This is a genomic window from Primorskyibacter sp. S87 (assembly GCF_049801055.1).
In the GTDB taxonomy this organism is placed as follows: domain Bacteria; phylum Pseudomonadota; class Alphaproteobacteria; order Rhodobacterales; family Rhodobacteraceae; genus JBNAGF01.
In genome coordinates this window covers 293,636-307,547 of record NZ_JBNAGF010000004.1, presented here as the reverse complement: position 1 = coordinate 307,547, position 13,912 = coordinate 293,636, and the positions used below count along the sequence as shown (strand labels likewise).

At 55.1% G+C, this 13,912-nt stretch carries 13 protein-coding genes; 7 read left to right on the top strand and 6 right to left on the bottom strand.

All coding sequences use genetic code 11. The annotated features are described in order from the left end of the window. The first annotated feature begins 21 nt into the window (after positions 1 to 21). Positions 22 to 477 carry an NUDIX hydrolase gene (locus ACP15U_RS09660; RefSeq protein WP_425044928.1) on the top strand — a complete coding sequence of 152 codons (456 nt, stop codon included), beginning with the start codon at positions 22 to 24 and terminating at the stop codon, positions 475 to 477. On the opposite strand, the gene ACP15U_RS09655 is transcribed toward ACP15U_RS09660, so the two are convergent. Beyond that, a complete protein-coding gene (locus tag ACP15U_RS09655; RefSeq protein ID WP_425044927.1) occupies positions 474 to 1,745 on the bottom strand; it encodes a PP2C family protein-serine/threonine phosphatase in 1,272 nt (423 codons plus the stop codon). The two genes, ACP15U_RS09660 and ACP15U_RS09655, sit on opposite strands and share 4 nt — an antisense overlap. Positions 1,746 to 1,903: 158 nt before the next feature. Here ACP15U_RS09655 and ACP15U_RS09650 point away from each other — a divergent pair, with 158 nt between their 5' ends. Continuing rightward, complete coding sequence (locus ACP15U_RS09650; protein ID WP_425044999.1) at positions 1,904 to 2,236, top strand: Hpt domain-containing protein; 333 nt, start codon at positions 1,904 to 1,906, stop codon at positions 2,234 to 2,236. 109 nt (positions 2,237 to 2,345) lie between these two features. Here ACP15U_RS09650 and ilvA read toward each other — a convergent pair whose 3' ends face one another. Continuing rightward, positions 2,346 to 3,569 (bottom strand): threonine ammonia-lyase IlvA, encoded by a 1,224-nt coding sequence (ilvA, locus tag ACP15U_RS09645; protein ID WP_425044926.1) that lies wholly within the window; start codon positions 3,567 to 3,569, stop codon positions 2,346 to 2,348. A gap of 154 nt (positions 3,570 to 3,723) precedes the next feature. Between ilvA and ACP15U_RS09640 the strand changes: the two genes are divergently transcribed. The 3 genes from ACP15U_RS09640 (at position 3,724) to ACP15U_RS09630 (ending at position 5,738) form a co-directional block, all read left to right on the top strand. Beyond that, complete coding sequence (locus tag ACP15U_RS09640; RefSeq protein ID WP_425044925.1) at positions 3,724 to 4,950, top strand: argininosuccinate synthase; 1,227 nt, start codon at positions 3,724 to 3,726, stop codon at positions 4,948 to 4,950. After that, positions 4,947 to 5,369 (top strand): DUF1810 domain-containing protein, encoded by a 423-nt coding sequence (locus ACP15U_RS09635; protein WP_425044924.1) that lies wholly within the window; start codon positions 4,947 to 4,949, stop codon positions 5,367 to 5,369. The genes ACP15U_RS09640 and ACP15U_RS09635 overlap by 4 nt, the downstream gene beginning before the upstream one ends. Before the next feature lie 84 nt (positions 5,370 to 5,453). After that, positions 5,454 to 5,738 carry an SCP2 sterol-binding domain-containing protein gene (locus ACP15U_RS09630; protein ID WP_425044923.1) on the top strand — a complete coding sequence of 95 codons (285 nt, stop codon included), beginning with the start codon at positions 5,454 to 5,456 and terminating at the stop codon, positions 5,736 to 5,738. 62 nt (positions 5,739 to 5,800) lie between these two features. On the opposite strand, the gene ACP15U_RS09625 is transcribed toward ACP15U_RS09630, so the two are convergent. Beyond that, complete coding sequence (locus ACP15U_RS09625) at positions 5,801 to 6,520, bottom strand: HAD family hydrolase (RefSeq protein ID WP_425044922.1); 720 nt, start codon at positions 6,518 to 6,520, stop codon at positions 5,801 to 5,803. A gap of 193 nt (positions 6,521 to 6,713) precedes the next feature. Here ACP15U_RS09625 and msrA point away from each other — a divergent pair, with 193 nt between their 5' ends. Next, positions 6,714 to 7,376 (top strand): peptide-methionine (S)-S-oxide reductase MsrA, encoded by a 663-nt coding sequence (gene msrA, locus ACP15U_RS09620; protein WP_425044921.1) that lies wholly within the window; start codon positions 6,714 to 6,716, stop codon positions 7,374 to 7,376. Here the strand turns inward: msrA and ACP15U_RS09615 are convergent, their stop codons facing one another. Both ACP15U_RS09615 and ACP15U_RS09610 read right to left on the bottom strand, forming a co-directional pair. Further along, positions 7,377 to 8,252: a ribokinase gene (locus ACP15U_RS09615; protein ID WP_425044920.1), complete on the bottom strand. Its 876-nt coding sequence runs from the start codon at positions 8,250 to 8,252 to the stop codon at positions 7,377 to 7,379. A gap of 3 nt (positions 8,253 to 8,255) precedes the next feature. Then, entirely contained in the window at positions 8,256 to 10,511 is a 2,256-nt protein-coding gene (locus ACP15U_RS09610) for an NADP-dependent malic enzyme (protein ID WP_425044919.1), read from the bottom strand. 171 nt (positions 10,512 to 10,682) lie between these two features. Here ACP15U_RS09610 and mutS point away from each other — a divergent pair, with 171 nt between their 5' ends. Further along, positions 10,683 to 13,298, top strand: a complete 2,616-nt coding sequence (gene mutS / locus ACP15U_RS09605; protein WP_425044998.1) for a DNA mismatch repair protein MutS — start codon at positions 10,683 to 10,685, stop codon at positions 13,296 to 13,298. Positions 13,299 to 13,347: 49 nt separating this feature from the next. Here mutS and ACP15U_RS09600 read toward each other — a convergent pair whose 3' ends face one another. After that, complete coding sequence (locus ACP15U_RS09600; protein ID WP_425044918.1) at positions 13,348 to 13,911, bottom strand: nucleotide exchange factor GrpE; 564 nt, start codon at positions 13,909 to 13,911, stop codon at positions 13,348 to 13,350. Position 13,912: the final 1 nt, after the last annotated feature.

Here is a 13,912-nt window from a genome sequence, read left to right as displayed (position 1 = left end):
GCAAGGATGAAAGGGGGCGGGATGATCAGACGGTTTGGAGAAAGCCCGGAAGCTGGTCGAAAGTACATTCATCGTGCCGGAGTTTATGCGATTTTGCCCCAAGGGAGTTCGCTGCTGCTAACTTGCCAAGCAGATCCTGGTCCTGATCTGCAGCTTCCTGGTGGCGGAATTGATCCTGGTGAGTCTCCCATCACCGCTTTGCATCGAGAGGTTTTCGAAGAAACCGGATGGCGCATCGCCCGACCGCTTCGGATCGGCGCATTCCGCCGTTTTGTTTATATGCCGGAGTACGACATGTGGGCTGACAAGATCTGCCACATCTACCACGCTAGGCCAGTCGCTCGTCTTGGACCGCCAAGCGAGGAGGGCCACGAAGCGATCTGGATGGAGGCCATAGTTGCTGCCCAAATGCTCGGTAACCCCGGGGATCGCCACTTTGCGCTTGAATTTGCACTGTCCGGAAGCCGCCCGGACTAAGGCCTGTTGAATTCAAAAAATGTTGCGGAAACATCGTCTTCCATTCCGATTTCCGCAGACATTACTGAGGACAGGTTTTCGAACAGATCATCAAGAAACTCTGTCCCTTTTTTGTCCTGATCACAGCGTTGTATTAGACCCACCAAGCCCTCGGGCTCAAGCATTGCGCCTGTGTTGAGCCTGCACTCGGTGAACCCGTCGGAATAAAACAAGAGCTTCTCACCTGGCTCCATGCGCGTTTCGAACTGCTTGTATCCGATATCCGGAAGCAAACCGACCGGAACGCCACCATCACCGAGAAATTCATGCGTCCCGTCCTTGCGCAGCAGGAGTGGATGTGGATGACCGGCCTGAACCATATTTACCACACCACTGCGCAGATCGGCGATCCCGTAGACCATGGTAAAGTACTCTTCGATACCCCGATCCGAGACCAGACGCGTGTTGAGCAATTCCGCGACGGTTTCCGGGGGTCGGAGTTCATAATGTTCACCGTTTGGCTTTTCCATAGCAACGTTTTGGTCGAAGTACCGGCTGGAAAGATAACCTCCTAGCCGTGCTGTCATCATTGCAGAGGTGATCCCATGCCCAGACACGTCAATGCTATAGAATCCGACAAGATGTTCAGCCGGCGAAAACATTCCCACCAGATCCCCACCAATGTGACCACAGGGTTTGAGTAGAAGGCTAACGCGTGAATTCCCAAAATCACGTGTCAGTTCCGGAACGAGGGATTCCTGAATCTTGCGGGCCTGAATCAAATCCTGATCGATGGCGTCGTAGAGTGTTTGCAACTCCTGCAAGGTATCCGAGATCATCGTGTTTTTCTTGCTGAGCTCGCGCTGCATCCCAAGGATTCGGTCACCCGCTGAAATACGGGCTCGCAGCTCATCAGCGTTGACCGGCTTGGTCAGAAAATCGTCCGCGCCAGCATCCAAACCCTGAGCAACATCATTCTTCTCACTCTTGGAGGTCAGCAAAATGAAATAGCCATAGTCATCCGCCCGCAGTTTTCGAAAAACACTGCAAAACTCCAACCCGCTCATTCCCGGCATCATCCAGTCGCTCAACACCAGATCAGGCATGGTTTCAGCACAAAATTGCATCGCGGCCTCACCACTATCGGCTTCGAATACTTCAAAACCCCACTTTTTCAGGGAACTTGCGAGAATTCGTCTTTGAAGCCGGCTGTCATCAACGACAAGAACCTGCCGAATGGCGCCGGATTCCCTTCCGGATTGAACTGCCGGTTTCCTGTCCTGCAACACGTGATGCCCTAACAAATCTACTCCGCGTTCAGCCGTAACCTTTGCTCCTTAATTTCGTGTGAAATGGAAAATTCTAAGAACGTGAACCTTGTCGGTTAACTGCCTGTTCATGTCGGCACGCCTGAATGAGCGAACCGAATAATGAATTGGGCAGTGCCATGATCGATTGGGACAGGGTGCAGGAATTGAAGGATGAAGTCGGTAGCGACGATTTCGCCGAGGTCGTCGACCTGTTCCTCGAAGAAGTTCAGGATGTGATTGACCGGCTCGAGGCGCTTTCTGACCGAGCAAAACTTGAGCAGGATCTGCATTTTCTAAAGGGCAGTGCGCTCAACCTTGGGTTCAACGATTTCTCGGCATTGTGTCAGGACGGTGAACGGCTCTCATCTGAAAGCAGAGCCAGCGAAGTGGACCTTCCCTCAATTATCGAATGCTACACCCTTTCCAGAGACTGTTTCATGTCCGGCCTAAATGGCGAAACCACCACCTGAACGAGCCGCCAACTTGTAGATCTCACCTGACGTCGCCACCCAGCTCGGACAAACGACGCCAAGATCCTACCCCATCGCCAAAGAAGAAACGCGGCGGCTGACCGTCCGCTCAGATAACAAACTGGGCGAGCGTCTCGTCATTCGTAATGTCGGTATAGGTAAAGCCCGCGTCATCAAGATGGGCAAACAACCGGACGAAATTTTCTGGCTTGCTGGTTTCGATTCCGATTAAGACCGACCCGAAATTTCGCGCGGATTTCTTCATATACTCGAACCGTGCAATATCGTCGTCGGGACCGAGGATTCCAAGAAATTCCTTCAGGGCGCCGGGTCGCTGAGGCAGTCGAAGAATGAAGTATTTTTTTACTCCTGAGTACCTTTGCGCCCGTTCCTTGACTTCGGGCAGCCGTTCGAAATCAAAGTTCCCGCCCGAAGTAACACAAACCACTGTCTTGCCGCGGATGAAGCTCTGCACTTCGCCAACGGCTTCAACGGCCAGCGCGCCAGCAGGTTCCAATACGATTCCTTCAACGTTCAACAGCTCCAGAATCGTAGCGCATATCCGATCTTCGCTGAGCACTAGAACGTCCGACAGGTGTCGGTCACGCAATAGATCAAAGGGCTTCTGACCGATTCTGCCAACCGCGGCACCATCCACAAATGTGTCCACGTGATCGAGCGTTGTTGGATGACCTGCCGCCAATGCGGCCCTCAGACAAGCGCCACCAGCTGGTTCGGAAAACAGGCAGTGGGTTCGATCACCAAACCAGGTCGTCACACCAGCTGACATACCCCCACCGCCAACTGGCAATATAACGTGATCCGGAACGCCCAACTCGGCTTCGATCTCGACCGCAATCGATGCTTGCCCCTCGATCACATCCATATCGTCGAAAGGGGACAAGAAATATCCTCCCTTCTCAGCGCTCCAATCCTGTGCGGCGCCCAGACAATCATCAAAGTAATCGCCCGTCAGGTGAATTTCGACATGATCTCCGCCAAACATCCGCGTCTTTTGAATCTTCTGCTGTGGTGTTGTCACCGGCATGAAGATCACACCTTTTACGCCCATGTGTTTACACATGAAGGCGACACCTTGAGCATGGTTTCCCGCACTCGCACAGACAAACAGATCCTGTCCATCCTGCTTGCGCATCGCATTGAAGGCACCGCGGATCTTGTAGGACCGGACCGGGCTCAGATCCTCGCGCTTGAGCCAGATATCAGCGTCGTAGCGTTCAGACAAAAGTACATTTCTCTGCAGCGGTGTTGCCGGAAATACAGATCGCATTGCCTGCTCGGCTGCGCGGGCGCGTTTGATGAAGTCACTCATGTTCGTTTCACTGACGCATCGGCGGGATACACGCAAGGAATACATATGAATACCGAGTATCTGCTGCAAACCCGGCCCTCTACAAACACACGAACTTGCCCCCACGTTCAAAACCCGTTAGTGGCCAAGCGTCATTCGCATAGAGGGAAGTCAGATGTCCGCGCCCAAGAAAGTTGTTCTGGCCTATTCCGGAGGCCTTGATACTTCGATCATCTTGAAATGGCTGCAAACCGAATACGGCTGCGAGGTTGTCACCTTCACCGCTGATTTGGGCCAGGGTGAAGAGCTGGAGCCGGCCCGTCAGAAAGCGGAGCTGTTGGGGATCAAGCCCGAGAATATTTACATCGAGGATATCCGAGAAGAATTTGTTCGCGATTTCGTATTCCCCATGTTCCGCGCCAACGCGGTCTACGAGGGGCTTTACCTGCTTGGCACCTCGATTGCCCGCCCCCTCATTTCCAAGCGCCTAATCGAGATTGCCGAGGAAACCGGTGCAGATGCCGTTGCACACGGGGCGACCGGCAAGGGCAATGATCAAGTTCGGTTCGAGCTGGCGGCGTATGCGCTAAATCCTGACATCAAGGTGATCGCACCTTGGCGCGAGTGGGATCTGACATCGCGCACCAAACTCATCGATTTTGCCGAGAAGAACCAGATACCTATCGCCAAGGACAAGCGCGGAGAAGCGCCATTTTCCGTCGATGCCAATCTGTTGCACACGTCATCCGAAGGCAAGGTTCTGGAAGATCCCGCCATCGCGGCGCCAGACTACGTATACCAGCGCACGGTTCATCCCGAAGACGCACCCAACACAGCCGAATTCATCGAAATCGGTTTTGAAAAGGGTGACCCGTTCAGCATCAACGGCGAAGCAATGTCGCCGGCGACAATCCTCACCAAGCTCAATGAGTATGGCGGCAAGCACGGCATCGGCCGACTCGACCTCGTCGAAGGCCGGTTTGTCGGTATGAAATCGCGTGGCATCTATGAAACTCCTGGCGGCACAGTGCTGTTGGAGGCCCATCGTGGCATCGAGTCGATCACCATGGACCGAGGCGCCATGCATCTGAAAGACGAGCTGATGCCTAAATATGCCGAGTTGGTCTATAACGGCTTCTGGTATTCGCCCGAACGCGAGATGCTGCAGGCCGCAATTGACGCGAGCCAAACCCATGTAACCGGCACCGTTCGTATCAAGCTCTACAAGGGTTCGGCGACATGTGTGGGGCGGTGGTCTGATCATTCGCTCTACTCCGAGGAACATGTAACTTTCGAGGATGACGCGGGCGCCTACGATCAGAAAGACGCGGCCGGATTCATCCAGTTGCAGGCCCTGCGTCTGAAACTGATCGCAATGCGCAACAAACGCCTGAGCAAGTGATCGAAACGAACCTGAAAAGGTTCATAGACGCGCAGGACAAGGTCTGGTCTGACGTCCTGCGCGAGCTCTCCCAAGGTCAGAAAACCAGCCATTGGATTTGGTTCGTCTTCCCGCAGCTGGCTTCGCTTGGGCGGTCTCATACTGCGCAGCGTTATGGGATCAGCGGCCTGAACGAAGCGGCAGAGTATCTCGGCAACGATATATTGAGAAACCGTCTACGCGAGGCTTGCAGTATGCTGCTTAAACACGAAGGCCGGGACGCAACGGATATTCTGGGCAATTTGGATGCAATGAAACTGCGGTCGTCGATGACTCTGTTTTCCCACATTCCGGGCGCGCCAGAAGAGATCCATGACGTACTCAGGAAATTCTATGGCGGCAAACCGTGCCGATTTACGAGTATTGAACTGGCGAGTTGAACACTGTCCGACCTCCAGTGGCGTCACCCTTGCGGGACCGCCCTCCACCCTCGTAGCTGTAGACCATTCAATCAGGAGGGGCACATGACGCTTCAAAACATCGCAAGCGGCATTCAGGCGGGTCTTAAAGACAAGAACTTTGACGGATCATTGAAGTTTGACTGCGGCCCGGATGGTGTCATCGTTCTGGCAGATAACCAGGCTTCTACCAAAGACCAGAGCACGGATTGCACCATTCGAATCTCGACAGAAAATCTGGCGAAACTGCTGAGTGGAAGGCTCAATCCCATGACAGGTGTTATGATGGGTAAGCTCAAGATCAGCGGTGACATGAACGTTGCCATGAAGCTTGGTCAACTGCTGAAGTAGTCGCACCGCTTTACCAAGCATATGCGTAAATTCTGCGCGCACGAACCGAGACCGAAACAACTTCAAAGCGGGATTTTGGCCTGCTTCATTTTCTCGTAATGCGGCAGAGAAGCATCCAGCACTGGTTCCAACTCTGCCGGAACCTCGGGCAATGCCCCTTCGGGGCCAGCAAAGCCGGTCGAGTTCCAAACTGATCCGTACCAATGCGGCGCCCACGCGCCGTCATCAGGGTGGCCACCTCGGGGCCATGAAAGCATGTATGGGGACCAAGGTAACCCGATAGCGTCGCAGAGCTTTTCCAGCATTTTCTCCGGGTTTTCTCGAATATCATGGCTATCAATGACGACGGGGTCACCACCCCATGCCGCCACTTCATCGAACAGCTCGGCCTGTTGCCAAAATCCGATGTCATCCAACGTGGGATTCTCGCGCTTTGCAGCGTAACTGGCAATAACTCGCGCTGGATGGCGAATGAGGAAAACATTGCGCATGTTTTTCATCCAGTCCCTGGGCACACCCGGGATCATGTGTTGGGTCATGTGCTTCTGGTACCAGAAAGGCCGGGCGGCGGGGTTTGGGCCGACGACCGATTTCGCGACTACGAGGGGATCCCGAGACTGTGACTGCAGAATTTCACTCCGCATCGGATGTTCCAGCCCAGTCATCGCGAGATACGCAGCGTAAAAAGGTTCATCAATCACGGCACAGTCGGCTCTGGCACCAAAGCTGTACATCATTGCAGTCGACAGGTTCCTCGGGCCTGACCACATTGCAATTTTCATAGCTACGTTCCTTCCACCGATTGCCGTCTCGGCATTGAGATCCCGGGCTGATACACCGCTAATTTTGCCGGCACGCTAGACCGCGGCTGATGCGAGGCCAAGGGTAAATTCCGGTCACCAAGGCGTGAAATTTCATGTCGTCGTGTTGCCCGACCAGCGGAGTTGCGACACCGTCGAGTCAAAGGAGGCAACAATGACCCGCTACCAAGATCTGAAACCCGCTCTCTTGTTTCTGGCACTGACAATCGCAGCCATTCTGCGTTGCTTTTCAGTTGAAGCAGCAGAAACACAGCGGCTGGTCGTTGCCGGTGGCTGTTTCTGGTGTGTCGAGTCCGACTTTGAATCTGTGCCAGGCGTTCTCGGGGCTGTTTCAGGTTACACGGGCGGTTCGGTAAGAAACCCTGACTACAAACAGGTAACTGCGGGGGGAACAGGGCACTACGAAGCAGTCGAGATTACGTTCGATCCCGCCAGAGTGTCCCGGGAAAGCCTGTTGTCGATGTTCTTCAGATCGGTCGATCCAACAGACGCCGGCGGACAGTTTTGCGATCGCGGAGAAAGCTATCGCACCGCAATATTCGTCTCTAATCCGGCGGAAAAGGCTGCTGCCGAAGCTGCGAAATCTGACGCCCAGAACGAGTTGGGTCAAAAGGTCGTAACTCCGATCCTGCAGGAAACGCAGTTTTATCCGGCAGAAGATTATCACCAGGATTACTACAAGGGCACGAGCCTTGTTCTGACTCGGTTCGGCCCGCGTCGGCAGTCAACGGCCTACAAGTTGTATCGGAAAGCCTGCAAGCGGGATGAACGGGTACAGGAGCTTTGGGGAAACCAGGCACCATTCGTGCACGGGTGATCAGCCCTGCGACATTTCAAGTACGTCTTTGAGATCGGGAATCACATCTGCAGTTCCGTGGCGTGTGACCATAATAGCCCCCGCCCGCGTAGCCATGGTTATTGCCTGTGCCATGGGCAATCCCCTGTCCAGCCCGGACAGAACATAACCAGTAAAGGTATCTCCGGCACCGGTGCTGTCCACTGCGGTAACCGGAACAGCCGGATAGACCCTGTTTTCACCGGTCTTGGTATCAAAGTGCTCGGCGCCTTTCGACCCGAGTGTGACGATGACATCGGAAACTGGTAAATCCGCCGGAGCGGACCCGGTCGCCTCTTGCAACTGCCGCGCCTCAACTTCGTTGAGGATCAAAAGGTCGAGGAATGGCAGAACCGACTTAACGGCCTCGGCGTCAAACGGAGCCGCTGCATAACAGACTCGCATCCCGATTTCCGATCCCAAACGCGCTGTTTCGACCTGTGCATTTGTTTCGTTCTGAATGATCAGCGTATCGCCGGCTTGCGCATTGCCCAGCGCCTGCCAAATTTCATGAGCATCCAGAGATCTGTTTGCGCCGGGGTAAATGATGATCAGATTCTCACCACCTGCTTCCACGGCAATGATCGCATGGCCTGTCGGATCGCTCGAATATCCGATGTAACGTGTGTCTACGCCATACTCGAGCAACCTTTCGACAGCCCATGCGCCATCCGCTCCGACAGCGCCGACATGATGCACATGCGATCCGGCGCGCGCAGCTGCTACAGACATGTTGGCGCCCTTACCTCCCAGATACCGGTTCAGTTCCTGCGCAGCGAGAGTTTCCCCAGGCGCGGGAAGATGCGGAACGGTATAGACCAAATCCGCGTTGATTGAGCCCAGGTTCCAAACCGCCATGAGTTAACCCACATCACAGCTGGCAAGGACAGCCATATTCAGGATGTCGTTGGCCGTGGACCCTGTCGAACAAATCTGAATCGGCTTGTCGACTCCGCTGAGGATCGGTCCAACTACGGTTGCCCCGCCCATTTCCTGCATGAGTTTTGTCGAGATCGACGCAGAGTGACGCGCAGGCACGATGAGAATGTTGGCCGGGCCGCTCAGCCGGCAAAAAGGATACGCTTCCTGCTGCTGGGCATTCAGAGCAACATCCACGGTCATCTCACCCTCAAACTCGAAGTCTACGCCGCGCTGCTCCAGAACCTTGGGGGCAAGCAGCATCTTCTCGGCTCTTTCGGATACCGGATAGCCAAAGGTCGAGAAACTGACAAACGCAACACGTGGCTCAAGCCCCATGTGACGGGCCACGGCCGCAGCGCGCTCGGCGATGTTGGCGAGGTCGTTTTCATCCGGCCATTCATGCACAAGCGTATCGCCAATCAGAACAATCCGCCCCTTGTGCAAAATCGCCGTGACACCGGCGGCTCCATGCGCGGCATCAGCATCGAACACGTGGTTTATGCGATCAAGGATATGGCTTGATTTCCGGGTCGCACCCGTGACCAGCCCGTCACCCTGCCCATGCGCAAGCATAAGGGCTGAAAACACGTGGCGATCACGGCCAACAAGCCGGTGAATATCCTTGTTGTCGAAACCACGCCTCTGGAGGCGCTTGTACAAAAAGTCCTTGTAGTTATCGAATTGGTCGGTGTTGGCAGCATTGACCACCTCGATCTCGCGCACCGCATCGCCAAGCCCGGTTTCAGTCAGTTTTTCTTTCACGTCGTCTTCACGACCTACGACGAGCGCCTTGCCGAACCCGGCCCGCTGGTACATAACGGCCGCCCGCAGAACGCGCGGATCGTCACCTTCGGCAAAGATCATCCGCGATTGGGCTGAACGTGCTCGGGCATTGAGGCCGCGAAGGATACTGGCAGTCGGGTCCATTCGCGTTTTCAGGCTCAACTCATAGGCGTCCATGTCGACAATTGGCCGGCGGGCCGCACCGGTATCCATTCCTGCCTGAGCGACGGCGGGCGGAACGCGGTATATCAATCTCGGGTCGAAGGGAGTTGGAATAATGTAATCGCGACCAAAGGTGAGGTTTTTTCCATATGCAAGGGCAACTTCATCAGGCACGTCTTCGCGAGCGAGTCTTGCCAGCGCATGAGCACAGGCGATCTTCATCTCATCGTTGATTGCGCGGGCGTGGATGTCGAGCGCACCGCGGAACAGATAAGGAAAGCCCAGCACGTTGTTGACTTGATTTGGATAGTCTGAACGACCGGTCGCAACAATCGCATCGACCCGCACTTCATGGGCTTCTTCCGGTGTGATTTCAGGGTCCGGATTTGCCATCGCAAAAATCACCGGATTGTCGGCCATGCTTGCGACCATCTCCTGTGTCACGGCCCCCTTGACCGAAACCCCCAGAAATACGTCAGCGCCAATCATTGCGTCTTCGAGCGTGCGCAATTCAGTGTTGATCGCGTGGGCCGATTTCCACTGATTCATTCCTTCGGTTCGGCCTTGATAGATCACACCCTTGGTATCGCAAACAATACAATTGCTGTGTTTGACGCCCATTGCCTTGAGCAGTTCGATACAGGCGATACCGGCGGCTCCTGCCCCGTTCAGTACGATTTTGACGTCTTCGATCTTCTTGCCGGAAATATGCAGCGCGTTGAGCAGGCCGGCCGCGCAGATCACCGCGGTACCGTGCTGATCATCATGGAAAACCGGGATATTCATCTCTTCCTTGAGGCGCTGTTCGATGATGAAACACTCAGGCGCCTTGATGTCCTCAAGATTGATTCCACCAAATGTCGGCCCCATCAGTTTCACGGCGTTGACGAAAGCGTCAGTGTCTTCGGTGTCCAGTTCGATATCAATCGAGTTCACATCCGCGAAGCGTTTGAACAGAACGGATTTGCCCTCCATGACCGGCTTGGCACCCAGCGCACCCAGGTTTCCAAGTCCTAGAACAGCAGTCCCGTTCGAGATGACAGCCACAAGGTTACCCTTGTTTGTATAGTCATAGGCGGTCGCCGGGTTCTCGGCGATCGCTTCGCATGGCACCGCAACGCCGGGGGAATAGGCCAACGACAGATCACGCTGCGTGTTCATTGGGACCGTAGCCTGCACCTCCCATTTGCCTGGGGTGGGCTCCAGATGAAAGGCGAGCGCGTCTTCGGGCGTGAATTTGGCGTTGGGCATAGGATTTGTGTTCTTTTCTTAGTTGGGGGCTGGCGCCTAATAGCGCAGGCAAGGGCTCGGCTCAACGGCCATGAGATTTCGCCTTTCGCCGCACTCAGTCGATTTGTAAGGTCTCGCCGAGCGAATGATGGAGAACCGCCCTTGCCTGCTGCCACGTCTACAGTCACTCCGATGATGGCCCAGTATCTCGAGATTAAGGCTCAGTACTCGGACGCTCTGCTGTTCTATAGAATGGGCGACTTTTATGAGATGTTCTTTGATGACGCGGTGGCTGCCGCCGAAGCTCTGGACATAGCGCTCACGAAACGAGGGAAACACCAAGGCGAAGACATTCCGATGTGTGGTGTCCCTGTCCACGCTGCCGAGGGGTATCTTCTGACCCTGATCCGAAAGGGATTTCGTGTGGCGGTTGGCGAGCAGATGGAAAGCCCGGCCGAAGCCAAGAAGCGGGGTGCCAAGTCGGTCGTCCGGCGGGACGTTGTGCGACTTGTCACGCCCGGAACGCTCACCGAAGATTCACTTCTAGAGGCGCGGAGCCACAATTTCCTAGGCGCCTATTCCGAGCTACGGAAGGAGGCGGCGATTGCGTGGGCTGATATCTCTACTGGTGCTTTCCACGTAATGCCGATCAAACCTGTTCGGTTGAGCCCGGAACTCGCCCGACTTGCCCCGTCCGAGCTGGTGGTTTCGGACCTTGTGCCAGACACAATCCGAGTTATGGCCGACGAATATCGAATTCCCCTCACTCCTATCGGGAAATCGAGCTTTGACAGCTCTGCGTCCGAAAAGCGCCTTTGCGATCTGTTCAAAATTTCTACGCTGGAAGCGTTCGGAACGTTCTCGCGTGCCGAGATATCTGCGATGGGGGCATTGGTCGATTACCTCGACATTACCCAAAAGGGCAAACTCCCACTTTTGCAGCCACCCGAACAGGAAGCTGAAAACCGCGTCGTGCAGATTGATTCCGCCACTCGCCGCAATCTGGAGCTGACCCGTTCGCTTGCCGGTGGCCGAGCAGGTTCTCTGTTGTCGACGATAGACCGAACCGTGACGCCAGCAGGTGCCCGACTGCTTGAGCAGCGCTTGTCCAGCCCATCGCGTCACCTCGACACAATTCATGAACGGCTTGCGGCGTTGGATGTTGTCCACAACGACACTCTTCTTTCCGAACAGATCCGGGACGCCTTGCGAAGAACGCCTGATCTGGATCGAGCCCTGTCACGCCTGTCGCTCGACCGGGGCGGACCACGTGATCTTGCGGCTATCCGGAACGCTCTTGGACAAGCGGAGCTGATTTCTGGGGTTCTTCAAGACAAGGACATGCCCGACCTGCTTAAGAAGTCCTCTCAGGATTTGCAGGGATTTGATGAGTTGTTGGCCCTTCTCGATGCGGCTCTGGTTTCCGAACCCCCCTTACTCGCACGGGATGGCGGTTTTATTGCTGCTGGATATGACGGCGAACTTGACGAAGCCCGAACGCTGCGTGACGAGGGCCGATCGGTTATTGCATCACTGCAGCAGGAATACTCTGAAAGAACGGGGATTTCGTCGTTAAAGATCAAGCACAACAACGTGCTGGGATATTTCATCGAAACCACGGCAACCCACGCAGAAAAAATGCGGTCTGCTCCACTCTCCGAAACCTTCGTACACCGCCAAACCACGGCCAATCAGGTTCGGTTTACGACGGTTGAACTCAGCGAGCTTGAAACCCGAATTCTCAATGCCGGAAACTTGGCACTAGAGATCGAAAAGAAGCTCTATTTGGCGCTTTCGACAGCGATCTTGGGTGATTCCGGCCGTCTAACTGCTGCATCTAAAGGCCTTGCCGAGCTTGACTTGGTTACTGCTCTGGGCGATCTGGCAAAATCCGAAGGTTGGACCCGCCCGAGGATCGACGACTCTCGCGCTTTTCACGTATCCGGAGGGCGCCATCCTGTTGTCGAACATGCGTTGCGTCGCCAGAATGGCGAACCTTTCGTAGCCAATGACTGCGACCTCTCCGCCCAAGATGGCGCCGCGATTTGGTTGCTGACAGGGCCCAACATGGCTGGTAAGTCCACTTTTCTGCGCCAGAATGCCCTCATTGCTCTACTCGGCCAGATGGGCAGCTATGTTCCCGCTTACGAGGCGCATATCGGGTTGATCAGTCAACTTTTCAGCCGGGTTGGAGCCTCGGATGATCTCGCCCGTGGGCGTTCGACCTTTATGGTTGAAATGGTTGAGACAGCTGCGATCCTGAATCAGGCTGACGACCGGGCATTGGTGATTTTGGATGAAATCGGGCGCGGGACTGCCACTTACGACGGGCTTTCCATCGCATGGGCGACCCTCGAGCATCTGCACCAGATGAATAGGTGTCGCGCATTGTTTGCAACACATTATCACGAGCTAGCCCAGCTCGCGAATACGTTGGAAGGCGTCGAAAACGCTACTGTTTCAGTCAAAGAGTGGGAGGGGGAGGTCATCTTTCTCCACGAAGTTCGAAAGGGTGCTGCTGACCGCTCTTATGGTGTTCAGGTCGCTCAACTTGCCGGACTGCCCGACTGCGTAGTTTCCAGGGCGCGCCAAGTTCTGGACATGCTTGAAGAGAGCAGTCGCGAAGGAGGTGGGCGCATTCAGGTGGACGACCTACCCCTGTTTGCCGCCGCACCTTCACCGCAGACATCCATGACAAAGGTAGCTTCGGAAGTGGATTCCATGCTGAAGGATGTCCACCCCGATGACCTCAGCCCCCGGGAAGCGCTGGACTTGCTATACAAATTGAAAGAGGCGGCCAGATCCTGACCGCCTCATGTCTAACTGATATCCATTATATGGATGCTGAACGGCGTTGTTAGCTGGCTGGTGTGGAAGATACGCCGACCTGAGCAGGGCGCAGCAATCTGTCATGCAGCATAAAACCCTCGGCCGACACCTGAATAATCTCGCCCGCGACAGTGCCCGGAACCGGAGCTTCGAACATGGCTTCGTGCTGCTGCGGGTCGAATTTGTCTCCGACTTCCGGTGAAACGACGCTGATCCCATGTTTTCCAAACACATCAAGCATGACGCGCATAGTCAGCTCAATCCCCTCGATCAATGCCTTGGAAACCTCCTTCTGCTCATCAGTGGCAGCCTCCAATGCACGTTTCATGTTGTCATAGACAGGCAGAATGTCACGAGCCAGTTTGGAGCCTCCGTACTGTTCGGCCTCGCGCCGCGCCTTGTCCCCGCGCTTGCGGGCATTTTCTGCATCGGCGAGGGCGCGAATGAAGCGGTCTTTGAGCTCATCACGTTCGGCTCTCAGCGCGTCGAGTTCGGCATCTTCCTCACTGATTTCCAGAAACTCTTCGATCAGCTCTTCGGCTTCGGCGGTTTCGATATCATCAAGGAATTCATCGTTTTTTGGTTCTGCCATG

Bases quoted from the DNA above. Each gene is read 5' to 3' on its own strand.
- ACP15U_RS09660 (WP_425044928.1), top strand. From the start codon at position 22: ATGATCAGACGGTTTGGAGAAAGCCCGGAAGCTGGTCGAAAGTACATT.
- ACP15U_RS09650 (WP_425044999.1), top strand. From the start codon at position 1,904: ATGATCGATTGGGACAGGGTGCAGGAATTGAAGGATGAAGTCGGTAGC.
- ilvA (WP_425044926.1), bottom strand. From the start codon at position 3,569: ATGAGTGACTTCATCAAACGCGCCCGCGCAGCCGAGCAGGCAATGCGA.
- ACP15U_RS09640 (WP_425044925.1), top strand. From the start codon at position 3,724: ATGTCCGCGCCCAAGAAAGTTGTTCTGGCCTATTCCGGAGGCCTTGAT.
- ACP15U_RS09630 (WP_425044923.1), top strand. From the start codon at position 5,454: ATGACGCTTCAAAACATCGCAAGCGGCATTCAGGCGGGTCTTAAAGAC.
- ACP15U_RS09625 (WP_425044922.1), bottom strand. From the start codon at position 6,520: ATGAAAATTGCAATGTGGTCAGGCCCGAGGAACCTGTCGACTGCAATG.
- msrA (WP_425044921.1), top strand. From the start codon at position 6,714: ATGACCCGCTACCAAGATCTGAAACCCGCTCTCTTGTTTCTGGCACTG.
- ACP15U_RS09615 (WP_425044920.1), bottom strand. From the start codon at position 8,252: ATGGCGGTTTGGAACCTGGGCTCAATCAACGCGGATTTGGTCTATACC.
- ACP15U_RS09610 (WP_425044919.1), bottom strand. From the start codon at position 10,511: ATGCCCAACGCCAAATTCACGCCCGAAGACGCGCTCGCCTTTCATCTG.
- mutS (WP_425044998.1), top strand. From the start codon at position 10,683: ATGATGGCCCAGTATCTCGAGATTAAGGCTCAGTACTCGGACGCTCTG.
- ACP15U_RS09600 (WP_425044918.1), bottom strand. From the start codon at position 13,911: ATGGCAGAACCAAAAAACGATGAATTCCTTGATGATATCGAAACCGCC.